Source organism: Sideroxydans sp. CL21 (genome assembly GCF_902459525.1).
GTDB lineage: Bacteria > Pseudomonadota > Gammaproteobacteria > Burkholderiales > Gallionellaceae > Sideroxyarcus.
The window spans coordinates 406,241-429,111 of the sequence record NZ_LR699166.1; the positions used below are offsets into that span (position 1 = coordinate 406,241).

Consider the following 22,871-nt stretch of genomic DNA (forward strand, 5'->3'; position numbering starts at 1 on the left):
TGGCCTATTCAAAAATTATCGGCGTCCGCAATGGCCGAGGATTGCTAGCTCCCCGTGTTGTGCGTGACCGTCTGGCAATGGCACCGACCAGTCTTTCACCACTCCATACGAACCGCCCTAAAGCCGACAGTGGCGATTCAGTTTTACAGCTCGCCACATAGCGGTCGTTTGCCAAATGGCACTACCGCCCCAAGTGGAAACTCAGGCTGGACACCCCGACCGTCTCCTCCGCACGGCCATTTTGGACACTGAATGTTCTACAAGACAATTGGCAGTTATAAACATTTATATGTGGGCTTCTATTTTTATCGAATCTGAATTAGATCGCCATTGATCCGAGTCAGCCCTGCTCGAAAGTCAACTCATGCTTCATGATATTGGCCGTGCAAAACATTAATATATTCCGCCATATAGCAGATTTGACAGCAGAGACAGTGAGACACGATCGAAATATCGAAGGAACACTTGACTTTCATAACAGATACTATAATAATATCCGTTATGGCATCCGTGAATACCCAGTTTTCTATTGCTGTTCATGTATTGGCAGCGATCGCAAATTACAAGTCGGCTTTTACGTCGGAAGTTCTCGCAGGTAGCGTGAATGCGAACCCGGTTTTCGTTAAGAGAATTCTTGTCAAACTCTCCAAGGCGAAGCTGGTCACGACTACCGTGGGTAAGTCCGGGGGCTATGATCTGGCTAGAAGTCCAAAGAGCATTTCTCTCTTCGACATCTACTCTGCGGTCAACCCTCCAAGTGCTTTTGCCATCCACACTTATGCCGAAAGCAAGGGGTGTGTAGTGAGTTGTAACATCAAGGAAGTAATGAGCGAGGTTCTGATCGGTACACAGAATGCTGTCGAAAATGATCTGAAGCGGACCACTCTGGCGGATGTGGTTTTAAAAATTAAGAGCAAGTCCAGGTAGCTTTTTTTTGACCTAAATAGATACTTTTATAGTAACCGATTGATGAGTGAAAGGAAAAAATGCATATGAAATTCGGATTTATTGGAGCAGGAAATGTGGCGCAGACATACGCCAAGCATTTTGTCCGGCATGGGCACGAGGTGGTTCTCAGTAACAGCAAGGGACCTGACTCGTTGGCCGAACTTGTTCGAAGTATCGGCCCGAATGCCAAAGCGGGCACCGTGAAAGAGGCGGCAAAGCAAGACATCGTAATTTTGGCTGTGCGCTGGGAGCAAGCAGAGCAAGCTCTCGCCGAAGTCTCTGACTGGAACGGGCGCATTCTCGTCGATGCGACGAATCGCCCTTTAGAAGAGGACACCAAGGGAAAGACTGCGAGCGAGGTCATTGCAAGTTATGCCCCTGGAGCTCGCATAGTCAAAGCACTCAATACGCTCGTGGCGAATTGGATTCAGGACTATTCAGACAAGAAGCCTAAATTAGTTCTGTTCCTTTCTGGTGACGACACCGACGCAAAACGGAAACTAGCCCGCGCCCTTGAGGAAACCGGCTTTGTCCCAGTGGACCTAGGCGGGCTGATCGATGGCGGAAAACTCCAGGAATTTGGAGCCCCGCTGAGCGGACTCCATTTGGATCTGATCAAGCGACTGGAATTTTGATTCATTTTAATTACCAAAAAAGGAGAAAACACATGAGTAACAACAACGGACAAAAATTGGCAGGAAAAATCGCAGTAATCACAGGCGGATCAAGCGGTATGGCACTGGCGAGTGCCAAGCGTTTCGTTGAAGAAGGCGCATACGTATTTATTACGGGGCGTCGACAAGAGCAACTTGATAAGGCCGTCAAACTGATCGGGCGAAACGTAACCGGCGTGCAGGGAGACTCGGCCAACCTGGATGACTTGGACCGTTTGTTCGATACCGTCAGGCGGGAAAAAGGCAAAATCGATATCCTATTTGCGAGCGCCGGAATTGGGGAGGTCAGCAAGATTGGCGAGATTACGGAAAAGCACTTCGACACGGCTTTCGGGCTGAATACGCGCGGCACACTTTTCACCGTGCAAAAGGCGTTACCACTGATTACCGATGGTGGGTCGATCATCATGACCTCGTCGAATGCTGGGCTTAAGGGCTTTCCTGGTTGGGGTGTGTATGCCGCGAGCAAAGCCGCGCTGCATGTATTCGCACGTACTTGGGTTAACGAGCTGAAGGAGAGGAGGATTCGGGTGAACGTGCTGTGCCCTGGACAGGTCGATACGCCAATGATGGACCAGGTGCTGGATGCGAAGGCGAAAATACAGTTTGGATCTTTGATTCCGCGGGGAAAAATGGGCACCCCTGACGAGATCGCGACTGTGGCGCTATTTCTCGCTTCAGACGACTCGATTTACGTGAACGGCGTGGAGCTGGTGGCCGACGGTGGCATGGTTGTCTCCTAAGAAGTCAGCCATACAATTGTAAGGAACGGGAGCTTGTTGGGCTTTGGGAAGAGGTAAAGAACGGACCGAATTATTCGCATAAACCGAACTGCGCTTCATTGTCAGATTGAATTTCTTTGGAGATGTCTCTATGTCTCTTAAGGGTGAAAAGTCAAATAGCAGATCCTCCGGCAGGCTCAACCGGGGTCCTTTTCAGAAAATTGCCAGCGTTTTCCTTGGCCGAACACACGGTTTTCCCCATATCATGCGTGACCGTCCGCAGATGGCACGTTGTCGTCCATGATGAAGGTCAGCTTTGTGGCATCGAGTTTTCAACCTCGACTGTCGCTTCATGGCCGATTCGGGCCTATATGCCGAAGCTAAGAGGAAGGTCTCTTCCTCGCCCAATTGCAGTCATTCGTCTCGATTTTCAGACTCATATTCAATACCACCAATAAACTTGAACATGAAGTTATAGAACAAACAGCTAATCGCCGTCATTATGTATCCCAGGACAAGATAGATAACCGGTAAGATCAAAAAGAATGCTGTTGGCATCTGATGCATTTGATTGCCATGAGCATCCATACCTGGCGGCATGAAGGAGAATGCAATCGACATAGGGATTATGAAGATCAACGAGCTCAGTGCCATGAGAACTCCAAATACCTTGCCGTTCTGATGAGGCGACAAACGTGAAATTTGTGTCTTCATTCTGTTTTCCCTTTTGTTATATTCATTTGACCGTAATCACGTACTCGATGTCTTGCAGATTGTGCCCATAAGCGGATGTCGTGTTGTTGTATTGGCCGCCAAACCTAATCGTGTGTTTCCCAACGGCTAATGGGCTGAGCAGAATCCAGTAGCCATCTGATGCTGAAGGATATGCGTTATATGGCTTTTCTGACGTTGGTATCCAATCATATATATCAAAACACTTCGTCGTTCTAGCCCTGTATTTCTTTGGTTCTTTGACTACTACGCCATCTAATTCCACAAATAAGTCGATTGCCGTCTCGTTGTTGACCGCTGCATTCTTTATGGCCTGTTTGCACGTGTAACCGTTGTTCTCTTCCCGTGGCCAATAGGACATATTAATAATAGGAAAAAAGATGTATTTTCCTTCAGGAATGGAGCAGCTTCGCCTTATCAAATTCGTTCCAAATCCTCCAGCAAGAAACCACACATTCCCGCGCTGGCCAGTATCGCAGTGAGCTCCCGAATTATCGCGCACCGGATTAATTTCATCAGGACTGGACATTGCCCATTTCCACCAATCGGCGGACAAATCTGCTGCAGAGCGCCCATCCAATTTAAAGCTCGGTTTTTGTATGGCGGTTGGCTCGCTTGAATAAGCCGGCCCAATGAGTAAAAGAAAGACAGTAAGCAACAATAATCTCAGCATTATTCAACTTTCGGTTTAGTGAGTTGATTGCGGCGCACACTACCTGACAGCCAGTTAAAGAACAATATGCCAAACGGTCTAGATACTGCCAGCGATTTACACGAGGAATGACTGCTATAGAGAAACGCTACGAACGGCGGTTAGTGTTAAGGGTTGTCAGATGCCTGCCCTCAAACACGAAGCCATGATGATACCGCAACCCTATGCGGGCAGGCGTCTGACAAGCACCAAGGGAGGAAACCGCGGTGATGCTCCTGTGAGCTTCAGGACAAGCAGCGGTCTATGGGGATTTGAGTTTTAATTCTGTCGTTCTATTTGGCGATCGACCTGATCAGCCTGACGATGGCCTCGCTCAGGTGGCCTTTATCGGAGCAAACACTTCTGATTCTTCGTTGAGAGGGAGCATCAAACACCATGTTGTTGTAACACAAGACAAAGCCATTCCGCATCGGCTCGGGCCGATGGCAGTTTTGGTATGGAGTAGCGCTGCTCATGGCATACCTCGAAGCTGAGGGGGCGCACGAATCAGATATTTGCGCGCCAGGGTATCAACGATGATCATTGGCGCACCGCAGTCCGGGCAGACGAAGGTGGGCTGAGCGGATTCGGTGGGCGCGTTCTCATCGGCTTCGACACTGACGACCGGCTCCACATGCAACAGCTCGCGAGCCCGTGCCAGATTCTCCCGTCGCCCGGTGTTGGCGATCAGCCCGTAGTGACGGATGCGATGGAAGCCTCCGGGCAGAACATGCAACAGGAATCGCCGCATGAATTCGCCTGTATCGAGCGTCATGGTCTTGTAGCGCGTCGCACCCGCAGTACGGTAGTCTTTCCACTTGAAGGTCACTCCGCGCTCGTCCAGTGCAACCAGTCGTGAATTGGAAATCGCCACCCGATGGGTATAGCGCGACAGATAAGCCAGCACTGCCGCAGGTCCGGCGAATGGGCGCTTGGCATACACCACCCATTCGCACTCGCGCAGCGGCGCGAGCCAGTCGGCGAAGGCGGCCGCATCACTCAGTTGCGCGTACTCGCCGAAGAACTGCAACTGGCCGTTGCGATGAACCCGCTCCAATTCTTCTATAAAGCGCCGCCGGAACAGCCGCGACAGCACGCGCACCGGCAGGAAGAAACCCGGCTTGCAGGCGACCCAGCGTTCACCGTTGAATGACAGACCGCCGCCCGGCACGATGCCATGCACGTGCGGATGATGCGTCAGTGCCGAGCCCCAGGTGTGCAGCACCAAGGTCGCCCCGATGCGTGCCCCCAGATGCTTGGGGTCGGCAGCGATGGTGCGCAGCGTCTCTGCGGCGACCTCGAACAGCAGACGATAGATCACCGCCTTGTTGGTGTAGGCGATGGCGCTGATCGGTGCCGGCAAGGTGAACACCACATGGTAATAGTCCACCGGCAACAGTTCCGTCTGGCGGGCTTCGAGCCAGCGCTTGGCCGCACTCGCCTGACACTTGGGGCAATGCCGGTTGCGGCAGGAGTTATAGGCGATCTCGTCATGCGCACAGGCGGGACAGTGCAACACATGTCCTCCCAGCGCCGCGCTGCGGCACTGCTCGATGGCGGACATGACCTTGAGCTGACCCAGACTCAGGTGAGCGTACTGAGTCTGTCGCCAGGCGGGCCCGTGGGCGCGGAAGATATCCGCGACCTCCAGTGCGGGACGCACGATGATCCCAATCTATGCGGGAGGCAGGGTCTCCAGCGGGCTGATCACCTCGCGCAATAGATCGGTGGCCACTTGGGCATACAGCGCCGTCGTGTCCAATTTCTTGTGCCCGAGCAAAACCTGAATCAGCCGGATATCGGTCTTTTGTTCCAGCAAGTGCGTGGCAAAACTGTGCCTCAGTGTATGCATCGAAACGCGCTTGTCGATATTCGCCGCATCAGCGGCAGCGTGGATGGCGCGATTCAGTTGACGGGAACTCAACTGGTCAATCGGGTTCTGGCCGGGAAATAACCAGCCTCCATCCAGCATCTTGCCTTGAGCTCGTGCCGTCTTCCACCACGTACGCAGGCATTCGAGCAGTACCGGAGAAAGCATCGCGTAGCGATCCTTGCTGCCTTTGCCTTGTTCAATACGCAATGCCATGCGCTCGCTATCAATGTCACTGACCTTCAACGCCAACACTTCACTGGCACGCAATCCTGCACCGTAGGCAATCGATAGTGCTGTCTTGTATTTCAGATTTCCCGCAGCGGCGATCAGACGTGCTACCTCGTCCTGACTCAACACCACCGGCAACTTGTGCGGAACGTGTACCGGTTGCATCTTGTTCATCAGTTCGGCACGATCGATTGTCGTCTCGAAGAAAAACTTCAGGCCAGTGATCGCCGCATTGAGTGAAATCGGCGAGATGCCGCGATCGACCAGGTGCAACTGATAGCGTCGCAGATCCTCTGCGCTGGCCGTGTCGGGAGATCGGCCAAGCCAAGTACTAAATTGAATGACTGCGCGGAGGTAGGCGCTTTGTGTCTTGGGGGAGAGTTTGCGCATCCGCATGTCGTCGAGAAAGCGTTGGCGCAATGGAGAAACAGCTTGAGTCGTTGTGTTCATGATTCTGCTCCTGTCGGGAAATGAGGCGGATTGCCTCACTTCTCAACATAAGGAGCAGTACTTCTCTGTCAATCACCTGCAGCCGCTAATTCGGAGCGCCCAATACCGCGGAGCGGTTTAGTCCGTTGGCCGCGTTCTGCCCGTTTGCCTTTGCTAACACCACCGTCCGTAGCTTACCCGATACCGGACCTTCACGACCTGCTGTTCCTAACCCGGAACGGATGGTCGTCAATGAATTTAGGTTTCCCGAAACCTGCCATTCGTGACCTGCGGCAATCGACCCAAAACAAGCTTTTACATTGACGGATTCCATATCCGCACACAATTCCGCCCAGCGGCTTTGGCTGCATAAAGAGCCTTGTCGACGCGGTCAATGGTTGTTTCTACAGGAGTGTCCGGATCAAGGTCCGTCAGGCCGAAGGATGCGGAAACGTGTATAGGTCCACCTTCTCCGATGTCAATGTTCAATGAGGCAATTCCTTCCCTAAGGTCATTTACCTTCCTGTCACAACCTGGCGTTAAATCCGCTGGATAAGGCATGCTCAGCAGAAATTCTTCGCCTCCGTAGCGAAAAACCTTGTCGTAGGGGCGGAGATGCTTAATCAGGTATTGAACAGACTCAGTCAATACCCGATCGCCTGCGGGATGCCCATGAAGATCATTGACTGCTTTGAAGTTGTCCAGATCCATCATGGCAATGTAGCAAAGCTGGACGTGTCGCTTTACCAGTTCATGTTGCTCTCGCAATGTCGGCAATATGCCGTAGCGTGTAATCGCGCCGGTAAGCGAGTCGTGGTTGTATAGTGAGTCTTCAAGTTCTTTCTCCAATGCGGATATTTCTAGCCGCAACCGTGTGAGCGCATTGCCAAATTTATCGAAATCAATGACGTCAAGTGGTTTGCCGTCATCTGCGGCGACTAGCAACTGTCTGGCGAAGTGGTGCATGCGCTGGTGCTCATCGCCCACGGCTATAAAACCGGGATGCTTGCGAAGTTTTGTGGTCTCATAGCCGTAATACCATTGGCCGAAGAGGCATTTAGTGTGCGCTGCAGTGTCGGCGTCGCTCTTATTGCTTGGCAGTTTGCAAGCGATCGTGCGAACCAATGCTTCATGCCATTGCTGGTGGTTGTAGACGGCTTCTTTCAGGTGTGCGATAACGCTTTGCAGTTCATCGCGGGTGATTTCGTCGAGCGCCATGATTGCTCCCTATAAACTGTGCGCAGTATTATCCTCAACCCTATGAGTCAATACTCGACTTACCGTATTGGGTCGCCGCAATGACCTTGATTCATTGGTCTTCATGTTTGTCGGATGTTCAAGCACACTTTCGAATATCTCAAGCTGGCACGTCGCCGAACTTCAGTCTGCCATATTGGTCGCCGCAAAGCCACCGTTGGCGAATGGCCCAAAGTGGCCGATTTGAGTCTATTACCATGCTCAACTGCGGATGACCGTTCCCCTCTCGGATGCGGTCATTCGCAATGTCGAATACTCCTTGAATTGTGTCGGCTAAGCAACACTCAAAAGTATATAGGCCAGTATCTAGACCTCCGTCTGTTCAGCCATCTCCAGCGCATCATCTACTTCGACCCCAAGGTAACGAACAGTACTCTCCAGCTTGGTATGTCCCAGCAATATCTGTACTGCTCTAAGATTCTTGGTTCGGCGGTAAATCAACGTAGGTTTGGTTCTGCGCATCGTATGCGTGCCATAGCACGTCGTATCCAATCCGATCTCGCTGACCCATTTATGTACGATCCTTGCGTACTGGCGCGTCGACAGATGAGGGGAGCCATCTATCCGACTGGGGAAGAGATGGTCTTCTGATCTCAAACCTGCGACTTTGACCCAATTCATCAGGGATGTGCGCGTTGGCTCTGTAATCTCGAACTGAACGGGCCGTTGCGTCTTTTGCTGCAAGATAATGGTGCGTGTGGCTATGCGTTCCCCATGCGATACGTCCCGTACTCTAAGATTCATCAGATCGCATGCTCTGAGTTTGCTGTCGATGGCCAGGTTGAACAATGCAAGATCTCGTGGATGTTCTTTCAACTGCAGTCGGACACGAATAGCCCAGATGTCCTGCAACCTGAGCGGCGCTTTCTGTCCTGTCAACTTTCCCTTGTTCCATGGCTCATGATGACGAACGGCAATATCGGTTTCCATGATTCTCTCCAAGTGAAAACGGAAAGATCACTTTGCGCCTTCCTGGGGGTGGTAATCAAGTAGCCCCATGTAGGCGAATACAGTCGAACTCTGCCTAGCAGAACGTACCGAGGTCTAGATACGGGTCTATATAATTTCCGGGGTTGCCTCGGCGCCACAATTCAAGCAGGATGCTGATATCGTATGACCGCTTTCAATATTGGAACAGACGCTTGCATTTATGATCAACAAAGGACGCAAGTCGGCCACTTTGAGTCAGTCAAGATCGAGAATTCACCGCCATAAAGCTGCCACTCATTTTCATCTACAACGTGCCAGTAACTGCCAGTTTTGACTGGCAGCTTTGCGGAAATTAAATGGCATCTGGAGTAGCCATTCGCAGTTCTAGTACATATGTAATAGTTATATCAGGAGGTGTGACAATCTTCTCTCAGTCGCTGAAGGTTAACAGGCGATTTGAGTGAATCCCTATTGCATCCGGAAGCTCTCATGACAGGCAACGCATTGACGTGCGATCTTAGTAAGTGCCATATTGGCTTCTGTGATGCTTTGGATATTCTTGTCTGCATCGCGAGCTTTGACTGCAAACTCATTGGCAGCTCTATGCATATTCTGCCCAAGAACTCGCATTTCTTCAGGCATTAGCTGCTGCATTTGATAGTCAAGGTGATATGTTTTGGACATCTGCATCATCTTCATGTCTTTCGGCTGGCACCCAACAGCAGCAGATGAATTCATTCCTAGCCGATTGTCTGCGATATCAGCGGCCACTGCATAATGTGCATTTGCAACTGCATCCATAATGTCAGCCAATGCTTTCAGATGGCCTCGCATGTTTGCCAATGCATGCGCTTTAACATCGGGCGGATAATTCACCAGTTGGCGACTATCGTCGTTGATTACAGAAAGTGGTTGAGTGTGGCTTGTCATATCTTCAGCAAGAGCGGGAAAGTTGACGACCGTGCAAATTAATATGGCGAATAGAGTTTTCATAATGTCTCCGTAGACTGAAAATGTTGGTTCAATTGTTGTAAGCTTAGCAAGCGTTTCCTGAATGTCATGTATTTTCAATCATTCAGGAAATGCTTGTGATCATCCTGTCCATGCCCATGCCAATCCAGATGGAACTTTAAAACTCAGTTCCGAGTAACGCATTAAACGTCCAGGAATGACCCAATTGAGGGCCATTGAGATTTTGAGTTATCGTTTTACCTATCTCGAATGCGGCATGTTGCTTCTTATATCCGAAGGGACCACCCGCTATCTCGACACCTCCGAGCAAATCGGTATGCTTCCCCCCATAAAAGTTCGGGTTTGTACCTTCCATCAAGCCCGAAATCATCGGATCAGAACCTCGAATCTGTCCCTGAATCGATTCTGCGATACGGATAGTTGCGGTGATTCCAGGTGAAGAGGAATAACCACCCCATGCTGTCAATTCGTTTAAATTGCCATAACGGTATCCTTCCGAGTTATTACCGAGTGGAAAACGGCTACGCCAGGCAGTACCCCATGACCAGTTATTTGTGTGGCTTGTCACGGTTAAGCCGGGCATCAGATCATAGGTACCTGTCCCGAGCTGCATTCCATAACTTGCACGCATGGTCATAAACTTATTCATTGGGCTTAACATGGCTATATTTTGCGTTGCACTACCAGTTGGCAGGCTAAGTCCGAGGTTCAGAATAACTGCATATGAGTGATCTTTGTATACCCGCCACAACGAGCCGATGATGGTATCGCCCACCCCCTCGGTGGTTGCCGAGCTTGAGCCAAGTACGGTTGTGCCTGATGCGCCTGAAAATGTAATCATGTTCATTGACTTGCGTAGATAAGAGGCCATGGCCATTAAATTGAAATTGTCAGTCACTCCGTACATTAAGTTGAACATATGTGACTGCACGTCCATAGTTGTCGGCACAATTCTATACATTTCCTTTATTGGCCCCATAGCCCCAGTCATTGTCACTTGAGAGGGAATCGTGGTCGCAATTGTTTGAGGCGAAACCGTGGAGGAGCCGATGTAGTTATCTTCCATATGCATAAACATTGGCGTATAGCTGAACGCGAATTTTCCTGTACTTACTACATTTCCTCCTTGGACCCCTGCCGGCATTTTGCTGTGGTCGTTCATGTGGTGATCTGGCATGGACTTGTCGTCGATGCTGGCTTCTGTGGACGGATCGGACGAAATATCAGCCGCCTGTACTGGTGATATGGATACTGCTGAAACTAAAACAGATAGAGACATGATCAGTGCTGCGGTGGGTTGAAAAAAAAATGAGCGTGGCATAATTGGCATGACAATTCTTTCCAAAAGGTTAATGCAGTCGCTATATATTGCTATACATAACGAAGCTGAGCCATTTTGAGCAAGACCGATGCCAGCAATAAATAACATTAATAAACAATAAGGTAAATAATTAATGGAATGTATCTGTCATAAGTACTACAACGACATGTAGTAATGTATACAACGATGATATGTGGCCTTTTTATGAGCGAATAAACACAAAATAGACAAGAAGCGGATAGTGAATTATTTCTTTATAGATTTTGACTGGCGACAACTCGATGCCCACAATTGCGAATGTCCGGTTTGAAAAGCGAATTTACGAAGCTCAGTGGCAGTTCCAGTTACGCTGAGACCTATGAAAAATTGAAAATAGAGCGGCAGCTATGAGGTTGGAAGCGCATGTTCGCAGGTAAGATGAACAAAGGGTATTCATTATGAATATATTTTGATTGCGCTAAATGTAGCTATTATTTTCGTGCGCCACAAATTTAGTGTGAGGTCTAAATGGCAAAGTCGAGTAATACTGGAAAAAGTGAACCAAGTGTTGCGTCCATCTTCAAGGGAAGAAGATGGGATCAGTTGGAATTATTAGAGCTAATAGACTCAACGGGTTCCATCACGGCAGCGGCATCTGCTATGAACATTAGCTATAAAACTGCTTGGGAAGCAGTTGAAAGTATCAACAATCTGTCTGGTCAGCCATTGCTTGAGCGCAAGACAGGTGGTAAGCATGGCGGTGGTACGACACTCACTGTTTATGGTCGCCGTGTGGTTGGTGCATACCGCCGTTTGGAGCAGGAACGGGAACAAGTATTAAAAAAGCTGGCGTTGGTGATTGACGATTTCGATGAGTATTATCGTTTGATAAGAGGGTTCGATATGAAGACGAGCGCTCGCAATCAATTTGTTGGAAAAATACAAAGCATCAAGCTTGGAGCAATCAACGCCGAAGTAGTGATGGACATCGGCGGCGGCGATACCTTGGCTGCAGTGGTTACCAACGATAGCATCAATCATCTCGGATTGAAAGTTGGTATAGATGTCCATGCCTTGATCAAGGCACCTTGGGTGATCGTAACCACTTCCGAAGATTTTAAAAGCAGTGCTCGTAATGAACTACGCGGCACAGTAGTGCGTTGCCAGGATGGAGCCATCAACGGCGAAGTCATCATCGAACTCACCGGCGGCAAGACTGTTGTGGCCATCGTAACCAACGATAGCATCAAGTCGTTAGGTCTCAAAGAGGGTGTGAAGGCAACAGCGTTGATCAAGGCATCACACATTATATTGGCTGTCTATTCATAAATAGAAAGAAATGTGCCGCAAAAGAAAGCAACGCCACAAGTTTTCCTCGCACGGAATGTCAACCTGATGAGTTGAAGTGCTGATTGAATGCACTTTGGTTCTAAATCGGATTATCCAGAACTTTCATTTCCCAAGAGTTGATATTTCCACGCCATTGGGCCAGAAATCAGCTGCATCCCTAGTTACAACCATCACAAGGCCGTTGTGCCTATAAACGCGTCTCGATTCACTCGCGGATCAGGCGCATATGGCTTTGCACATTGCTGAAGACTTAAATTATCCAAAATGCGCTCATGGTTTCCAAGCACCAGATGCCTGTCCAGGTAAAGCGACTTCGTTAATCGTTGTAGATAACACTACATATCGTTGTAATGTCTCTGACATTCATAAATAATGAAAATTTTAACATAATGAAAGTAAAGGTAATTAATTTCTGGCATGTACTTTGCGATGGCTGATGTGGAAACGTTAGTAATAAAAGTACATTACGCAATTACTAATGAATTTATTAATATGTAATATGTTCGTTATTCCCGATAGGGAATAACGTTTAATTTAAGGAGACTACCGAAATGATCAAACCCAATAGAATTTATTCCGCAGCGATTGTCATAGCCGCCGGCTTGATTGCATCGCCTGCGTTTGCCGAAGATGAATCATTTTTCTCAAACTGGTTAGCCAATGTCAGCAGCACTCAGGAAGAACAACCGCACTGGATGACACCCCTGGTGACAGTAACCCCGCGTCTGGAGCAGGAGTACAGATTCGACTATAGCCATTCAGATGTGCCCAAACCTAAAGCAGGCACAACCATTGACAGTTACGGGGGCGGCAAAGGGATTGAAATTATCCCAAGCAGAAATACCGAGATCATTGTCGGTGTGCCGGCCTATCAAGTAAAAGACGTTCCAAACAAGCCGAGCGTCACCGGAGTGGCTGATGAAAATCTGTTGCTGAAATATCGGATACTTACGGCGAATGAAGAACATGGCAATTACATCGTCACCGCTTTCCTCGGAACGAGCCTGCAAACCGGGGGCAATGCATTTACCACCAATCACACGCTTGTCACGCCCACCATCGCTGCCGGTAAGGGGTGGGGCGATCGACAGTCGGGGGTAGATATTCAGAGCACATTGGGAATGGCCGTTCCATCAGGCGGGGTGAGCACTCTAGGAAGGCCCCTTACCTGGAATATGGCATTGCAAGGACATGTGGGCAAGTTCTGGCCGGAGATTGAAACCAACTATATACACTGGTATGACGGGGCGCTTGCCGGTAAAAGTCAAATGATGATCACCTATGGGACTACTATCGGCCGATTCGTGATCAAGGACCGCGTCAAGGCAATAGTTGGGATTGGATATCAGATCGTACAGGGAACACAAGTTGTCAACCTGAACCACGCTACGCTGGCCACAATGCGTATTACATTCTAGGAGGGCTAACAGGTTGAAAAAGGTGGGGTACTCATTTTTGAGATAAGTTGGAAAGAATTTGGTTAAGCTCCTTATCGGCAAAGCGGGAAACTTTGGTTTCCAAATCCCGATAATTTTGGAGAATTGTAATTCCTAATTCACTGACTTCTGCCCCACCGCCATGAGTACCTCCCTTCGCGGTTAGAACGAGTGGATATTTAAAACATTGATTCATAACATTCACCAACTCCCAAGCGCGGCGATATGACATCTTCATTTTTTTCGCTGCTTTTGTAATGGAGCCAAATTCCTGTATGGCTTCGAGCAATTCTGCTTTACCTGGCCCCATAGCGGTGTCTATTCCGCTTGAAATTCTAATTTTTAAATTCTTGTTCATGTAGGTACGCACAGAGCTCGCTCAGCCTAAAGCCTTAACAAGGCTAGACTCATTCATTTTCTGTAGCAAAATTTGAATATCAAATAGTATCTCAAGCGACAATCACCTCTAATCTAATTCACCATTTCGAAGGGTCAGCAATGTCCAAAACATATTGATCGATTTAGTTGCATTATCAATGTAATGAAATTAACCAAGTCCGATTAAAAAATCGTTGTAGCGAGAAATACATAAGAGACATCAATATTGTGTCGAATGCAACAAATTCGCCGTTTTAATTTGAAACTGACTTTCAGCTAAATTGGCTTGAATACTAGTATCTGTGCGGCATGAGTACATATGCAGTTCAATATGGCATCGCTTTTGCTGACCGTTATGTTGTGAATAGTTATAACGCATGAGGTCGCAATGGCACAATTAGCTGAAATGAAGACAGAACCTATTAATTTGCCGAAGTTGAAAATTGCCAAGGGGCACCGTTGGGATCATCTTGAATTGTTGGAACGTATCGAAACAACAGGTTCTATTACTGCTGCAGCGAGTGCGATGAAAATGAATTATGAGGCAGCTTGGGAAGCGGTTGAGATAGTCAATAACCTTTCCGAGCAGCCGTTGGTTGAACGCAAAGCTAGCGGACAACATGGTACCAGGGCTACACTGACGACCTATGGTCGACGAGTGGTAGGAGCATATCGCCGCTTGGAGCAGGAGCGCGAGCAAGTACTCAAAACGCTCGGTCGAATCATGGATGACTTTGATGAGTATTATCACATGATGAGGAGATTCGACATGAAGACGAGCGCACGCAATCAATTTCTTGGAAAAATTAAAAGCATCAAAATTGGAGCGGTAAATTCAGAAGTGATTTTGGATATTGGAGGTGGCGATTCAATTGCAGCCATCATCACCAATGAAAGTGTGGATCATCTTGCATTGAAGGTCGGTAAAGAAGCTTATGCGTTGATCAAAGCCCCTTGGGTTATCGTAACCACCTCCGATGGATTCAAGACAAGTGCGCGCAACGAGTTGAGGGGTACGATTGTGCGTTGCCAGGAAGGTGCAGTAAACGGCGAAGTTATCATCGAGCTGGCTGGCGGAAAGAGTGTGGCCGCAGTGGTGACGAATGACAGCATCAAGACATTAGGACTTAAAGATGGTGTAAAGGCTTGTGCGTTGATCAAAGCTTCGCACGTTGTATTGGCGGTTAATGCATAAAGGAACCAATATGAATTCGCGTCATTTTGAGTTGTGGGCTATTGCTGCTGCACTATTGTTTGGTACGATAGCTAGTTCGGTGAATGCAGGTGAAGTGAATGCGGCTGTTGCGGCTAATTTCACTGCACCAGTGCAACAGATCGTCGAACTTTTCCAAAAGGAGACTGGGAATACGGTAAAACTCAGTTTTGGCTCCACCGGAAAGTTCTATTCCCAAATCAAAGAAGGCGCGCCATTCGATGTGTTACTCGCAGCAGATGAAAAGACTCCCAAGCTGATAGAGCAGGAAGGTCTAGCCGTCGCCAACAGCCGCTTTGTCTATGCTTTGGGCAAGCTGGTATTGTGGAGTGCAAAGCCCGGATTTGTGGATGACAAAGGTGCGGTGCTGAACAAGGGTAACTATAATAAGCTATCCTACGCCGACCCCAAGCTTGCTCCCTACGGATTGGCAGCCCAAGAGACTTTGCAAAAACTCGAACTGTGGGACAAGGTGCAAAACAAGCTAGTGACAGGCGAAAGTATTTCTCAAGCCTATCAATTTGCTGCAACGGGCAATGCCGAATTGGCATTCATTGCTCTGTCGCAAATTACAAAAGACGGCAAAGTAACTGAAGGTTCGTCGTGGGTAGTTCCAGCGAATCTATATACACCCATCAAACAAGGTGCAGTATTGTTGTCTGCCGCGAAAGATAAAGCAGCAGCACAAGCTTTTCTGGCATTCCTGAAGAGCGAAAAAGCCGAAGCTATTATTCGTAGCTTTGGGTACGAGTTGCCCTGACGCATTATTTGGTTATTTCAGTACAAAGCGGTTAAGACGGAGTCAGGATTGTTTCTTATAGCTATGTAAAGTGCGCTAGACGCCAGCGGCCAGCAAAATGAATGCTACCTATGACTTTCAGTATTTGATCGGTAGTAACAATCAACAACCAACAAGTGCGATTCCAAGCAACGCCAATTTGGGTAGTTTCTATTCTGCAAACCAGTTTCAACCGAAAACAATTTGGGGCCGATTTAGCAAGATTGACTGTCCGGATATGCGAGTGACGGAAATAGGTTAGAAGTGTGAAGTCGAATAGTAATAAAGCGGACATCACTCAAACATACTTAAAAGCCAATTCGGGTCGTAGAAGAGAATGTCAGCCTTGAAAATAGACTGCCCGATAGCGGCCGTTCGTCACAGACGGCAATGGGTTAGAAGCGGTCGTACATGTGACATCGAAATGCAGGATTTGGATGACCGCTTCCGGAGGTACAACGGACAGTTAGATTTAGATGGCAACTAACTGACGGTTATTTGGCGCGCCTGTGTTTCTGAGCATCCTTTTGTTTAGCCTCGACTAACCCCATTAGTTCGGAGACAGTGATGCCGAACGTTTTTGCAAGCTTGAAGATCATCTTCAGACTTGCACTATTCTTCCCAAGCTCTAGCAACGAAATGTAATTTCGTTCCATTCCAGCTTCATAAGCAAGAGTTTCTTGTGAAAACTCTCGTTGTTTTCTCAGCTCTCTCAGCACAATTCCAAACGCTACTTCAGGCTCCAATTAATCCCCCTATATTTGCTTATAGAAGTTACGTGTGAGCCACGGCTACGTCTTCACAATATATTGGGCAAAGATGGCAAATCTATGTATCATTTGGATAGAGCTTGATCTTTCGGCTAATAAACCTCCCAACTACACAATAGGTGTTTTCATGTTTCATACCTATCCACAAGCAGAATTAAAACTTCCTCCACCCCTTGCGCCTGAAGGTGAGCGATGCTGGCGTTGGGTTGAGCTTTTCGCACATATTCCAATTTTCTACCTTAGTGTAAACGTGAAGGTCGGCGAAGAAGCCACCTGTGGACGCGAGTTCTTTTTTTGCCTTTTAAGCGATATGTTGGGACTAATAAATGCATCACGAGATGAATTCCAAGATATAGAGGTTGGACTGATGACAACCGGAAATATGAATGGCAGCGGCTTCTACCAGCTAAGTCGTGTAAAAGAAATATGGGAACGCCGGAGCGATCACAAGAATATGTTCGTCATGACAGATGGAGCGAAGCTTTACCATCCAACAGACGAGGATGACGGCAGAGTGGATATAGAGATGGAGTTAATTATTAGTTTGTGATTGCAGGTATTTTTCGAGAGACAGGAATTTGTCGTTTTGATTTGCAATGCTATCTTGTTTGTCGCGACTTACCGTAGTCGGCCAAACATTGTGATTGGCATAAATAGAGCTAAATATGGATATTCAGGCAGATAGATTTAACGTATGGCCGATTTTAAAGCCCATGCGGAGAGTGTCTTTGGTGATGCCAAGAAAACACAAAGCTGGTTCCCGACTGTCGAAAAGTTAAGTTCAGGCACTGCCTGTCAAATTAAGTCTGAACTACTACACACTACTACACTTAATATAAGTTTGCACACAGGTACGAGAGGCAATCTAGGTGGCGACACTTTCTCTCAAATCCTGGTTGAACACTATATTTCTTCTTACACACCGCGCCTGATCGCAAACTTCCAAGCGTATCTCAGGCTTTTCGCATCTACCAATGCATGATGCCGCCTTGCGCGATGTTCATTCCAATAGACAGCCAAGCCATCGTCATATCGATTCTGGTGACGCTGAGTCCTGAAATAGATCATCCCGCACCTGCGGCGTAGATTCACTGGCCAGCACCCATAGAAATTGAACATCTCTGCGACCCACGGCCAGTCGTATATGGGTGCGTCACTCCTTAGCACCACCTCATCGCCACCTAATGCTTCTATCCATTCTTTCAGCCGGATCACCGTCTGCTCCTCGGTCAGACGATACTTGCCTCCCTCCAATAGTGGCAGCACGACATCGATGACGAAGGAAGAACACATGTTCGAGTTCCACGTATCGCTGAGCTCAGCGTAAAACTCGCGCCCGTCTTCAGCTACCAGACCAATGCTGATCAACGCCAGATAGCCTTTCACATCTAGTGTCGTGAACTCTGTATCAAAAAACACTCCGATAGCCATTTCAGTCTTCTTTCAGTCTTTCAAGCCAGTCAATTAAATTTTGCTGAGCTTTTGTATCCCCTAAACCGCCCCATTCGTTGGTATGAACGAGGTGTTGGCGCTTATCAGCCGGCCAGCCGATATCGTTGTCATCGACTGCGATCCAGTTCGTCAGCCGACGGCGTGCCACATATGAATTGATCTGCTGATACCGGGTCATACTGTCCCAAGTCAGTTTGATTCGCGCACCTTGCCATGTCGTACCAACCAAACGCCTCTGCAAAGCGACGGGAAGACATTCCTTTGCCGTTGCAAAGCCCAGCGTCGGCACCCACGACGTCGACAGAACGATCTTGACGCGAGGATGAGGATCAAGAATCCCGGCCAGCAGTTCTGCATGCTCGAAGAGATCGTGCCCGTCCGCATCCAGCACGATTTTTCCGTTGCTATGCCTGAAAGCCCCGTTCGGATGCAGGACACCGTCGAAATCAAGAAACAGAATTGTCATATCCAGGTTCCACATTCAATAATCTCAGTGAGACACACTCTTTTCGAACGCCACGCCGGTTCGGACTTGCACCATGTCGGATCGCTATTTATCGGTAGAATTTGAGCCTGTAACCGAGCGAACTACTTTTTACCGGTTGTCAGACCGGTTGAGTGCATCTCATTGAGACGACTGCTAAAGCAAAGTACCGGGCAACAACTTTCTGAGTCATGACCATCTCAAAATCTTACTTACGCCCCGCTCACAAACTGGCTCTGCACAACGTCGCGTAAACGTGCTTGTTGTACAACATATAGCCCGCGGGAAAGTCCAGGCCGAACTTCTCGGCCATCCATTTAGCCACGGCAGCGCTCCGGCTGATGCCGGCATGGCAGTGCACAACAATGCCAACCACGCCGCATTCGTTGCACTTATGAGCAAATTTGATGATCTGTTTCGCATGGTCATTACCGAACAGGATGTACGGATCTTCGGCAATCAAAGCCTTGGGATCTGGATCGATATCATCGAATTGCAGCCGCAGCACCGAATGCCAACCCTCACGTAGCAGCGCAGGATCAAGTCCAGAGATCGAGATTACCGCCCAGCGCGGATTCACCGAGTTTTCGGCGTCTTTCCTGCTGATAAAAACCACCTGTTCCAGCGCCATCATTCACCCCAAATCAATAAAACACATGCAACACGCCGAAGAACTCACCAAGGTTGATCGAGTGCAAGAAGTTGCAGACATGCAATCGCAGCGCCAGGTCAGGCTCGCTCTCGCCCTTTGTACCGAGCTTGTACACGCTGTTTCTGGTGACAACCAGACCTGCCTCCGGGCTGATTGCCACTACAGGCGACGTACGAAATACCCGACCATTCTTATAACCAAACATAATGTCAGCAATAAACAACTTGGACGGTATGTCCAATCTAACAACGTACCAACCCTCAATCATCCCTTTGACAGACATCTGGCGATCCATAGCAACATTCGGAATAAATGCGATATGAGCGTCATCCAGCACGCTAAGCGATGCATTTTCACGATGAAGAGTGATGATGCTATCGATAGACTCCGGCACTGCTGTCTTGAAAGCTTTGGCAAGTCCGTTCATGTCCTATCCTTTCAACGATTCGAATTTGGCGACGATCTCGGCTTCTGAGACCGGCTTCAAACTCCACAGATCAACGCCGACATTGACCATCGGCGGCATGCCTCGATATTTGGCGTCTTGCCATTCAGAGTGAACGTGGCCGTGAATCAGTAAGCTCTCGCCTTTAGCTTTTGGTCGATGCTCCAGATACCGCTTCTCAAATTCCTGCAGATCTCCAAGATTCGGAGGCGCATAAGGAAAGTGATTCAACCGAACAAGACCAATGCCTGGAACTGTCAGTTCGAGTTCTGCATGCAGATCGCTGAAGCCAACTTCAATAGCGATGGCGCGCGCCTCTTCTATCCTGCCGTTCACTGCACGTTTGAAGAACGGATCATGGTTGCCCACGATCAGAATCTTCCGGCCATTCAAAAATGGCAGGATCTCGCGCAAAAGCATCATCTTCATGCACATGTCACCAATACAAAAGACCTCGTCATTTTCCTTGACGACGCTGTTCCATTGATCAACAAGGAAATCGTCCATCAAGTCAACGTTCTTGAACGTGCGACCGTGCTCATTCACCCGATTCTCGGCCTCATACTTCAAAATGTTGGCATGTCCAAAGTGCTGGTCACTCGTAAAAAATCTGCTCATATCAACAAACTCTCCTCCCGCAACAGCATGTACACGTGCTGATTGGCATATGCGTAATCTTTCGGAAATGACAACCTATACCGTTCCGAGATCCACTTCGCCACCGCAGCCGATCTGCTCACGCCGGCCCAACAGTGAACCAGGATGCCTTCGCATCGCTTGTCTTCATTCATGCGTTGCACAAACTCGATGACCGCGCGAGCCTGTAATTCACCCATCCGAACGTAGCCATCGTGATTTATCTCAGAAATATCGTCGAACTTCAGGCGAAGAACATCCTGCCAGCCACTTTGCAATGGTGCGTCGACGAAGTTTATGTCAGTGATGCTAATCACAGACCAATTGCGCCATGCTGCGCGCTCACAGGCACTTTGCTGGGATACAAAAATTACGTGTTTGATAGTCATTTCTTCCTCTTGGCAATTAAGCTCCTCATATCTCGACCACCAGCGATTCATTGAAATTGAAGTTCTCTGCACCGCGATAAGTCACGTAGCCGCGTGGATTGCAGATCACTCGCGTTCCGTTCACGGTGTAGTCCAGGTTGTCGTGGGTGTGTCCGTGTATCCAAAGTGCGGCTTTGCCGAACAGAAGATCCAGATCGGACGCAAAGCAGGCCGAAAGCAGATCGTGCTTGAACCTTTCCACGACTGACCTGGCGGATGGCAGGTGATGCGTGACAACCACGGTATCGCCGGCATACGCCTCGTCCAATTTTCCGGAGAGCCAAGCCAAGGACTTTTCGTGAAGCTCGATTGAGCGCGCCGGACTGAAGTGTCCGAGCGCTCCCTCGTGAATCACGCGGAAGTCATTCAAGCCATTCTGACCTGCTACCATCGCCGCTATCTTGGCTTTCTCGCCGAACAGGCGGAAATCCGTCCATAGCGTAGAGCCCAGAAAGCGGATGCCACCAATCACGACCTCATCGTCATCCAAAAAATGGACGTTGCATTCCTTAGCCGCGATTCGCAACAATGCCAACGTTTCTAGGCGCTGTGTGCCATAGAGCTCGTGGTTTCCAGGGACGTAGATGATCTCTTTGTCCGGGAATGCACCACGTGCCCATATGAGCCCGTTCGCGACTTTTCCGATGTCGCCGGCCAGCACTACTATGTCAGCATCCGTTTTGATGGGCTCGAACGTCGAGAACTCCAGATGCAGGTCACTCATGATTTGCAGTTTCATATCTATATTCCTTATCAATCAGGTTTCGCTTCAGTACGGATGAATCCGATCCCCCTCTGGATTACCTTTTTTTCCGGCATCACGGGAACAGCGATCTTGCTGCCAGTGCGCAACGCCCTCGCAAATGCGCTACGTACCGCCATAATCAACGCCCGGATGTCGATGTCTGCCTCAGACAGCTCTAGAACTGCATTGCAATCCAAATCAATTCGCTCACTGCGACGAGCCTCACTGCTGAGGTCACCGTGCACGCGCTTGGCAATCGACACCCTCTGTTCAACCCCAGGCGCCTTGATCATGAACGTACGGCATCTAGACAGAAGTGCTGCATCCATGTCATTCATCTTGTTCGATGCCATCAGCACAATCAGACGCGATGCGTCGAAATGCATGCCGACGCTCTCATCTCTGTATTTCCGAGCAGATTCAGGCTCTAACAAGTCCAGCAACGCTGGCAAGATTGCGTACTCTTGTCGATTGGACAGCTTGTCAGCCTCGTCGATCAGCAATACCCCGCTCGCCCATTGGCTATGCGAGATCAGGTTGAACACTTCACCTGCCTGCGCGTTGGCCCAATGCGATGCTGTTCCCGTCAGTATTGATGCATGCTGCATGCCTCCCGCACTCAGTTTGCAGAACGGTAGTCCAAGCATTGACGCGAACGTCTGCGCGAAGGCGGTTTTACCGACACCGGGATCTCCATCGAACAGAACCGGCGAAATCCGGAAATACTCTGCCTTGCTTGCTCCTGCCAATGTCATTTCTTCTGCGAAATGATCGAGCACGGACCGAAAGTTGCCGAACTGCCCCTCCAGGCGCGTCAGTGTTCGCCCAATGTTCTTGAACGTAGGTAGCTTGCGATAGCCTTCATGCTCCTCTGCGATCTTTATCGTTGACTCAAACCGCCGCTTTGTATCGCCTGACGTCGCTTTTCCCACGTTTTTCACCCGTGCGATTTCACTGGGCTCGAAAACGCGCACACAACGCTTGAACGGACGCAAGGGTTTGCGCACGATCTTACGAATCGATTCTGCAGAAGCCATGCCGGCGGACGTACCGTCATTGCTGGTGGCAATGGACGCTTTTCCATTTTTGTCGCAATCAACCCTGTCTTTCTCATCGTCGATATCGTCATCTTTTCCCAGCAGGCTGGCCGGCACGAAGATTCTGGTTTCAAAGTTATGAACGAGGTCGTATTCGGACATCGTCTTATCAACCATAATTTCCCTCGCGGCCTTTCTCTGCTCAATGGCAAGAGCACGGGCATTCCGTTGTAAATTTTTCACAGCAGTTTCCTTTGAAAAATATGAGGCACCGCTGCGATAAAGACGCGCGATGACGCTCATACAGGGCA

General features: G+C 49.0%; 26 protein-coding genes. 8 read left to right on the forward strand and 18 right to left on the reverse strand.

The genetic code is table 11. The features are described from left to right. Positions 1-501: 501 nt before the first annotated feature. The 3 genes from QOY30_RS02000 to QOY30_RS02010 all read left to right on the forward strand — a co-directional run bounded on the left by QOY30_RS02000 (position 502) and on the right by QOY30_RS02010 (position 2,365). The gene (locus tag QOY30_RS02000; RefSeq protein ID WP_283742965.1) at positions 502-927 is read left to right on the forward strand and encodes an Rrf2 family transcriptional regulator; all 426 of its coding nucleotides are present in this window, start codon (positions 502-504) and stop codon (positions 925-927) included. 65 nt (positions 928-992) lie between these two features. After that, entirely contained in the window at positions 993-1,583 is a 591-nt protein-coding gene (locus QOY30_RS02005; RefSeq protein ID WP_283742966.1) for an NADPH-dependent F420 reductase, read from the forward strand. Between the two features lie 32 nt (positions 1,584-1,615). Then, positions 1,616-2,365, forward strand: coding sequence for an SDR family NAD(P)-dependent oxidoreductase (locus tag QOY30_RS02010; RefSeq protein WP_283742968.1), 750 nt, complete (start codon positions 1,616-1,618; stop codon positions 2,363-2,365). A gap of 393 nt (positions 2,366-2,758) precedes the next feature. Here QOY30_RS02010 and QOY30_RS02015 read toward each other — a convergent pair whose 3' ends face one another. From QOY30_RS02015 to QOY30_RS02050, 8 genes are all read right to left on the reverse strand, one after another. Then, positions 2,759-3,058, reverse strand: coding sequence for a hypothetical protein (locus QOY30_RS02015; RefSeq protein WP_283742969.1), 300 nt, complete (start codon positions 3,056-3,058; stop codon positions 2,759-2,761). Between the two features lie 22 nt (positions 3,059-3,080). Further along, positions 3,081-3,749, reverse strand: coding sequence for a hypothetical protein (locus tag QOY30_RS02020; RefSeq protein ID WP_283742970.1), 669 nt, complete (start codon positions 3,747-3,749; stop codon positions 3,081-3,083). Between the two features lie 490 nt (positions 3,750-4,239). Next, positions 4,240-5,433 carry an IS91 family transposase gene (locus QOY30_RS02025; protein WP_283746009.1) on the reverse strand — a complete coding sequence of 398 codons (1,194 nt, stop codon included), beginning with the start codon at positions 5,431-5,433 and terminating at the stop codon, positions 4,240-4,242. A 9-nt stretch (positions 5,434-5,442) separates the two neighbouring features. Then, the gene (locus QOY30_RS02030) at positions 5,443-6,318 is read right to left on the reverse strand and encodes a tyrosine-type recombinase/integrase (protein WP_283742971.1); all 876 of its coding nucleotides are present in this window, start codon (positions 6,316-6,318) and stop codon (positions 5,443-5,445) included. Between the two features lie 294 nt (positions 6,319-6,612). After that, positions 6,613-7,515, reverse strand: a complete 903-nt coding sequence (locus QOY30_RS02035) for a diguanylate cyclase (RefSeq protein WP_283742972.1) — start codon at positions 7,513-7,515, stop codon at positions 6,613-6,615. Positions 7,516-7,860: 345 nt separating this feature from the next. Next, positions 7,861-8,484: a tyrosine-type recombinase/integrase gene (locus QOY30_RS02040; RefSeq protein WP_283742973.1), complete on the reverse strand. Its 624-nt coding sequence runs from the start codon at positions 8,482-8,484 to the stop codon at positions 7,861-7,863. A gap of 468 nt (positions 8,485-8,952) precedes the next feature. After that, the gene (locus QOY30_RS02045) at positions 8,953-9,477 is read right to left on the reverse strand and encodes a hypothetical protein (protein ID WP_283742974.1); all 525 of its coding nucleotides are present in this window, start codon (positions 9,475-9,477) and stop codon (positions 8,953-8,955) included. Positions 9,478-9,613: 136 nt separating this feature from the next. Further along, positions 9,614-10,885, reverse strand: coding sequence for a transporter family protein (locus tag QOY30_RS02050; RefSeq protein WP_283742975.1), 1,272 nt, complete (start codon positions 10,883-10,885; stop codon positions 9,614-9,616). Positions 10,886-11,284: 399 nt separating this feature from the next. On the opposite strand from QOY30_RS02050, the gene QOY30_RS02055 reads away from it, so the two are divergent. Together QOY30_RS02055 and QOY30_RS02060 are read left to right on the forward strand one after the other, a co-directional pair. Then, positions 11,285-12,085, forward strand: coding sequence for a TOBE domain-containing protein (locus QOY30_RS02055; RefSeq protein WP_283742976.1), 801 nt, complete (start codon positions 11,285-11,287; stop codon positions 12,083-12,085). A 572-nt stretch (positions 12,086-12,657) separates the two neighbouring features. Beyond that, positions 12,658-13,524 carry a hypothetical protein gene (locus tag QOY30_RS02060; protein WP_283742977.1) on the forward strand — a complete coding sequence of 289 codons (867 nt, stop codon included), beginning with the start codon at positions 12,658-12,660 and terminating at the stop codon, positions 13,522-13,524. A gap of 31 nt (positions 13,525-13,555) precedes the next feature. Here QOY30_RS02060 and QOY30_RS02065 read toward each other — a convergent pair whose 3' ends face one another. Further along, positions 13,556-13,900, reverse strand: a complete 345-nt coding sequence (locus QOY30_RS02065; protein ID WP_283742978.1) for a winged helix-turn-helix domain-containing protein — start codon at positions 13,898-13,900, stop codon at positions 13,556-13,558. A gap of 408 nt (positions 13,901-14,308) precedes the next feature. On the opposite strand from QOY30_RS02065, the gene QOY30_RS02070 reads away from it, so the two are divergent. Together QOY30_RS02070 and modA are read left to right on the forward strand one after the other, a co-directional pair. Continuing rightward, the gene (locus QOY30_RS02070; protein ID WP_283742979.1) at positions 14,309-15,115 is read left to right on the forward strand and encodes a TOBE domain-containing protein; all 807 of its coding nucleotides are present in this window, start codon (positions 14,309-14,311) and stop codon (positions 15,113-15,115) included. Continuing rightward, the gene (gene modA, locus QOY30_RS02075) at positions 15,108-15,893 is read left to right on the forward strand and encodes a molybdate ABC transporter substrate-binding protein (protein WP_283742980.1); all 786 of its coding nucleotides are present in this window, start codon (positions 15,108-15,110) and stop codon (positions 15,891-15,893) included. Before QOY30_RS02070 ends, modA begins: the two co-directional genes overlap by 8 nt. A 512-nt stretch (positions 15,894-16,405) precedes the next feature. On the opposite strand, the gene QOY30_RS02080 is transcribed toward modA, so the two are convergent. Next, on the reverse strand, positions 16,406-16,657 hold the full coding sequence (locus tag QOY30_RS02080; protein WP_283742981.1) for a helix-turn-helix domain-containing protein: 252 nt from the start codon (positions 16,655-16,657) through the stop codon (positions 16,406-16,408). Positions 16,658-16,808: 151 nt separating this feature from the next. On the opposite strand from QOY30_RS02080, the gene QOY30_RS02085 reads away from it, so the two are divergent. Continuing rightward, positions 16,809-17,231 (forward strand): hypothetical protein, encoded by a 423-nt coding sequence (locus QOY30_RS02085; RefSeq protein ID WP_283742982.1) that lies wholly within the window; start codon positions 16,809-16,811, stop codon positions 17,229-17,231. 365 nt (positions 17,232-17,596) lie between these two features. Here the strand turns inward: QOY30_RS02085 and QOY30_RS02090 are convergent, their stop codons facing one another. The 8 genes from QOY30_RS02090 to QOY30_RS02125 form a co-directional block, all read right to left on the reverse strand. Further along, positions 17,597-18,112, reverse strand: coding sequence for a 3'-5' exonuclease family protein (locus tag QOY30_RS02090; protein WP_283742983.1), 516 nt, complete (start codon positions 18,110-18,112; stop codon positions 17,597-17,599). 1 nt (position 18,113) lies between these two features. Then, a complete protein-coding gene (locus tag QOY30_RS02095) occupies positions 18,114-18,614 on the reverse strand; it encodes an HAD domain-containing protein (protein ID WP_283742984.1) in 501 nt (166 codons plus the stop codon). 226 nt (positions 18,615-18,840) lie between these two features. Further along, positions 18,841-19,251, reverse strand: a complete 411-nt coding sequence (locus tag QOY30_RS02100; RefSeq protein ID WP_283742985.1) for a hypothetical protein — start codon at positions 19,249-19,251, stop codon at positions 18,841-18,843. 10 nt (positions 19,252-19,261) lie between these two features. Then, a complete protein-coding gene (locus QOY30_RS02105) occupies positions 19,262-19,696 on the reverse strand; it encodes a hypothetical protein (RefSeq protein WP_283742986.1) in 435 nt (144 codons plus the stop codon). A gap of 3 nt (positions 19,697-19,699) precedes the next feature. Beyond that, positions 19,700-20,332 carry a metallophosphoesterase family protein gene (locus QOY30_RS02110; RefSeq protein ID WP_283742987.1) on the reverse strand — a complete coding sequence of 211 codons (633 nt, stop codon included), beginning with the start codon at positions 20,330-20,332 and terminating at the stop codon, positions 19,700-19,702. Beyond that, entirely contained in the window at positions 20,329-20,739 is a 411-nt protein-coding gene (locus tag QOY30_RS02115; protein WP_283742988.1) for a hypothetical protein, read from the reverse strand. The genes QOY30_RS02110 and QOY30_RS02115 overlap by 4 nt, the downstream gene beginning before the upstream one ends. A 25-nt stretch (positions 20,740-20,764) precedes the next feature. Beyond that, a complete protein-coding gene (locus QOY30_RS02120; protein WP_283742989.1) occupies positions 20,765-21,517 on the reverse strand; it encodes a metallophosphoesterase in 753 nt (250 codons plus the stop codon). A gap of 14 nt (positions 21,518-21,531) precedes the next feature. Continuing rightward, complete coding sequence (locus QOY30_RS02125) at positions 21,532-22,863, reverse strand: AAA family ATPase (RefSeq protein ID WP_283742990.1); 1,332 nt, start codon at positions 22,861-22,863, stop codon at positions 21,532-21,534. Positions 22,864-22,871: the final 8 nt, after the last annotated feature.

Excerpts from the sequence above, each read along its gene's own strand:
- QOY30_RS02000 (WP_283742965.1), top strand. The coding sequence starts at position 502 with ATGGCATCCGTGAATACCCAGTTTTCTATTGCTGTTCATGTATTGGCA.
- QOY30_RS02005 (WP_283742966.1), top strand. The coding sequence starts at position 993 with ATGAAATTCGGATTTATTGGAGCAGGAAATGTGGCGCAGACATACGCC.
- QOY30_RS02010 (WP_283742968.1), top strand. The coding sequence starts at position 1,616 with ATGAGTAACAACAACGGACAAAAATTGGCAGGAAAAATCGCAGTAATC.
- QOY30_RS02015 (WP_283742969.1), bottom strand. The coding sequence starts at position 3,058 with ATGAAGACACAAATTTCACGTTTGTCGCCTCATCAGAACGGCAAGGTA.
- QOY30_RS02020 (WP_283742970.1), bottom strand. The coding sequence starts at position 3,749 with ATGCTGAGATTATTGTTGCTTACTGTCTTTCTTTTACTCATTGGGCCG.
- QOY30_RS02030 (WP_283742971.1), bottom strand. The coding sequence starts at position 6,318 with ATGAACACAACGACTCAAGCTGTTTCTCCATTGCGCCAACGCTTTCTC.
- QOY30_RS02035 (WP_283742972.1), bottom strand. The coding sequence starts at position 7,515 with ATGGCGCTCGACGAAATCACCCGCGATGAACTGCAAAGCGTTATCGCA.
- QOY30_RS02040 (WP_283742973.1), bottom strand. The coding sequence starts at position 8,484 with ATGGAAACCGATATTGCCGTTCGTCATCATGAGCCATGGAACAAGGGA.
- QOY30_RS02045 (WP_283742974.1), bottom strand. The coding sequence starts at position 9,477 with ATGAAAACTCTATTCGCCATATTAATTTGCACGGTCGTCAACTTTCCC.
- QOY30_RS02050 (WP_283742975.1), bottom strand. The coding sequence starts at position 10,885 with ATGTTATTTATTGCTGGCATCGGTCTTGCTCAAAATGGCTCAGCTTCG.
- QOY30_RS02055 (WP_283742976.1), top strand. The coding sequence starts at position 11,285 with ATGGCAAAGTCGAGTAATACTGGAAAAAGTGAACCAAGTGTTGCGTCC.
- QOY30_RS02060 (WP_283742977.1), top strand. The coding sequence starts at position 12,658 with ATGATCAAACCCAATAGAATTTATTCCGCAGCGATTGTCATAGCCGCC.
- QOY30_RS02065 (WP_283742978.1), bottom strand. The coding sequence starts at position 13,900 with ATGAACAAGAATTTAAAAATTAGAATTTCAAGCGGAATAGACACCGCT.
- QOY30_RS02070 (WP_283742979.1), top strand. The coding sequence starts at position 14,309 with ATGGCACAATTAGCTGAAATGAAGACAGAACCTATTAATTTGCCGAAG.
- modA (WP_283742980.1), top strand. The coding sequence starts at position 15,108 with ATGCATAAAGGAACCAATATGAATTCGCGTCATTTTGAGTTGTGGGCT.
- QOY30_RS02085 (WP_283742982.1), top strand. The coding sequence starts at position 16,809 with ATGTTTCATACCTATCCACAAGCAGAATTAAAACTTCCTCCACCCCTT.
- QOY30_RS02090 (WP_283742983.1), bottom strand. The coding sequence starts at position 18,112 with ATGGCTATCGGAGTGTTTTTTGATACAGAGTTCACGACACTAGATGTG.
- QOY30_RS02095 (WP_283742984.1), bottom strand. The coding sequence starts at position 18,614 with ATGTGGAACCTGGATATGACAATTCTGTTTCTTGATTTCGACGGTGTC.
- QOY30_RS02100 (WP_283742985.1), bottom strand. The coding sequence starts at position 19,251 with ATGATGGCGCTGGAACAGGTGGTTTTTATCAGCAGGAAAGACGCCGAA.
- QOY30_RS02105 (WP_283742986.1), bottom strand. The coding sequence starts at position 19,696 with ATGAACGGACTTGCCAAAGCTTTCAAGACAGCAGTGCCGGAGTCTATC.
- QOY30_RS02110 (WP_283742987.1), bottom strand. The coding sequence starts at position 20,332 with ATGAGCAGATTTTTTACGAGTGACCAGCACTTTGGACATGCCAACATT.
- QOY30_RS02115 (WP_283742988.1), bottom strand. The coding sequence starts at position 20,739 with ATGACTATCAAACACGTAATTTTTGTATCCCAGCAAAGTGCCTGTGAG.
- QOY30_RS02120 (WP_283742989.1), bottom strand. The coding sequence starts at position 21,517 with ATGAAACTGCAAATCATGAGTGACCTGCATCTGGAGTTCTCGACGTTC.
- QOY30_RS02125 (WP_283742990.1), bottom strand. The coding sequence starts at position 22,863 with ATGAGCGTCATCGCGCGTCTTTATCGCAGCGGTGCCTCATATTTTTCA.